Annotated in this window: 3 protein-coding genes; all 3 read right to left on the reverse strand. The window is 70.1% G+C overall.

The genetic code is table 11. The features are described 5' to 3' along the window. Nucleotides 1–1,990, reverse strand: a 1,990-nt coding sequence (locus A5736_RS02525; protein WP_175611165.1) for an arabinosyltransferase domain-containing protein, incomplete at its 3' end; no start/stop codon positions are given. 71 nt (nt 1,991–2,061) lie between these two features. Beyond that, nucleotides 2,062–2,697: a maleylpyruvate isomerase family mycothiol-dependent enzyme gene (locus A5736_RS02530; RefSeq protein WP_076244370.1), complete on the reverse strand. Its 636-nt coding sequence runs from the start codon at nt 2,695–2,697 to the stop codon at nt 2,062–2,064. After that, a complete protein-coding gene (locus A5736_RS02535) occupies nt 2,694–3,176 on the reverse strand; it encodes an SRPBCC family protein (RefSeq protein ID WP_076244371.1) in 483 nt (160 codons plus the stop codon). The genes A5736_RS02530 and A5736_RS02535 overlap by 4 nt, the downstream gene beginning before the upstream one ends. Nucleotides 3,177–3,197: the final 21 nt, after the last annotated feature.

The raw sequence follows: 3,197 nt of genomic DNA on the forward strand, positions 1-3,197 counted from the left end.
AGGTCAAGAACATCGACGTCACCGGGTGGCTCGCGATGACCGGCTGGATGTCGTACCACGGCACCCCGTAGTTGCCGACGTAGAACCAGCCGTTGATGCCCGACGTCGCCCACGCCAGCACGAACAACAGCGCGGTGACGTACAGCGTCAGGTTGCGCCGGCTGTGCAGGCCGATCCGCATGAACGTGAACGCGGCGAGCGCGCCGAGCGCGCCGGCCAGCCCGGCGAACGCACCGAACTGCACGGCCCACTTCGTCGGCGTGAAATGCAGTAGCAGCAGGCCGACCGCGGTGGTGCCGATCAGCCGCCACGCCGGACCGCTGGCCAGACCCGGCACCCCGCCGCGCCGCAGCAACACCACCAACCCGCCGAACAGGCAGAGCAGCATCACCAGCACGGCGAATCGCCGCGACATCGACCCGTCGGGATTGGATTCCACGGTCAGGAAGTAGTAGCGCAGGAAGTCCTGATACCAGGCGATCGTCGGGCCGACCTTGTATTTGATGCGTGCCGACTCGGCCACCGTGGCCAGCGTTTGGCTGCGGAACACCACCAGGGTGATCAGCGACAGCGACGCGCCCAGCACCAGGAGCGGCGCGAGCAGGCCGTCGGTCGCCCGGCGGCGACGGATCGTGCGGGCGATGGCCCGGGCGCCGGTGAGCAGGGCGGCGACGGCGATCAATCCCTGCGGCGCCAGCATGACGGTCAGCATTGCGACGATGACCGCGACCGCGGCGGGGGCCAGGCGCCCCAGCGCGATGGCGCGCTCCACCAGCATCCAGGTGACCAGCACGCCGAGCGCGATGAGCGGCTCGGGCCGCAGACCGTTGTTGAACGGCAGCCACGCGGCCAGAAACACCACGCCCGCGGTCAACACCGCCACCCGGTTGGAGGCCAGGCCTCCCCGCGCGGGGCCCAGCCGTCGCAGCACCCAGTGCCCGATGATCAGCCAGCAGGCGATCCCGGCCAGCAGGGCCGGCAACCGCATCCACACGCCGGCGGTGCTGACCGATGCCAGTTTGGACAGCACCGCGAGATACCAGTCGAACGGCGCGTCCGTGGTGCCGAAGTACCGGTAGTAGTTGGCGACATAGCCGGCCTTCGGCGCGACCCGGGCGATGGTCAGGTTGTAGCCGTCGTCGGACGAGGTGGCGCCGATGACATGCCAGAGCAGCAGGGTGCCGATGACCCCGAGGTCAGCGAGCCACGTCGCTGCGCCCACCCGCCACCACGTCGCCCACTGCGCGCGCGGGCGGTATCGCGACAGCCACGCGATCGGCGAGCACCAGTTGATCAGCGTGTCGTCGCGGCTGCGCCGGTCCAGGGTCGCGATCGCCAGGATGGCGACGAGCACCGCGAGCGCGCCCACGACCATCGCCGCCTTTTTCATAAGGGTGGGCGCCGTGATGAAGCGGGTGTCGATGTCGATGCGGGCGGACAACCCCGGCTGTGCGGGCACTTTCATGTCGGTGAAGATCCCGCCGACCTGCGGCTTCTTTTCCGACGGCAGCAGTCCCGAGGCGCCGGGGATGCCGACGAAATCCGCGCCGGCCACCCCGGCGTCGGCCCAGATGTGCAGCACGCTGCAGGCGCCGGCGGCGATCGCCGGGCGCTGTGCGACCGCGGCCACCGTGTCCCGGAAGGCGACGACGACGGTGTCCTTGTTGGCGCGCACGAACAACCCGTTCTTGCCGGCGTCCACCCCGCCGGCCGGCAGCGTCGACAGCACCAGGCCGCCGTCGGCGGGCAACGTGGCGATCGCCGGGCAGGGGATGGAGACGTCCAGGGCCCGCGGCGCGCCGGACACCAGCGGCGCGGTGATCTGGGTGACGTGCCCTTCCGCGCTGCCCTGGGGCCACAGCACGGTCGCCGTCGTCTGTTTGACCGGCAGCAACGGAACGATGACGCACAACAGCAGACCCACGAATCCCGCGACGGCGGCGATCAACCGGGGGGTCCGCTGCGATCGCTGATTACCGTCGTGGGGCACGAGGCTCGATCGTAGGGGACGGCGCTATGGACGCCGGCGACGGACGCGGGGATGACCGCTTGTAAAAAGCCCTACGCCGGCGCGGGCAGTCGAGCGGCCAGCGTGGCGCGGCCGGGGCCGTCGAGGTCCGCCAGGGCCGCGGGGCGGCCGGACATCGCCATCAGCAAGGCTTCGCCGGTGCCGGTGACCTCCGGGCCGCGGCCATGCGCCCAGTCGACGTCGGTGGCGCGTAGTCGCAATCCCCTGATCCGGCGTCCGGCACCCAGTCTGGGATTGCCGGGCACCAGGCCGAGAACCCGCTCCAGCCGATCCGCCGGGATGGTGCGCGGCCGCCCCAGCGAGCGCCGGATGTCTTGGTGATGGATCGTGCCGTCGACGAGCGCGATCATGCCGCCGAAACCTGCCGTCAGTCCACGTGGTTCGAGGTGAGCGCGCAGAAATTCCAGCAGCTGTTGCGGGCTCAGCGCCGTGAATTCGTCGACCCCCACCTGGTTGGCCCGCACGATCCGGCCCTTCGCGAAGCGCTTCAGCAGGCCCAGGGTGCCGAGCTCTTCGTAGCTGATCACGTGCGCGACAACGTCTTTGACGGTCCACTTGGAACACAGGCTGGGCGCCTCCCAGTCCGCCGGGGTCAGAGTGGCCAGGAATTCCGCGAGCTCGGCTCGTTCGGCGCGGGCCATGCTCATCAGGGACTGCGCCCCAGTCATCGCCGCACCCCGGCGGCGAAGAGGCCGACGTAGCGGGCCAGATACAGCGGCCAGCCGGCGTCCCCGTCGACTCCCTCGGCGAGCGACTGCCAGCCCGCACCGTGCCGGTCCAGGTGGCGGTGCTCGAGGTCGACGCGGGTGCGCTGGTCGGACTCCGCCGTGAAGCGCACCTCGACCTCGCTGGTCTTCGACGGGTCGGGTTCGAGCTGCCAGGTCGGACCGATGTCCCAGCTGAACACCAGCCGGCTGGGGGGCTCGTAGACCAGTACACGCGCCCATTGGCACACGCTGCCGTCGACCCCGCGGTCATAGATGTGCCCGCCGACGTGGGGCTCGAATATCGTCTCGGCGATCGGGACGGCCAGCAGGTTGTGCTCGCGTGGTTTGAAGTCGCCGAACCGCTCGGTGAAGACGGCGAACGCGCGCTCGATCCCGGCGTTGACGACGACGTGGTGCCGGATGCTCGGAGTTCGGGTCATGAGGCATCTCCTTCGATCTCG

It is taken from the genome of Mycobacterium sp. SP-6446 (assembly GCF_001954045.1).
GTDB lineage: Bacteria > Actinomycetota > Actinomycetes > Mycobacteriales > Mycobacteriaceae > Mycobacterium.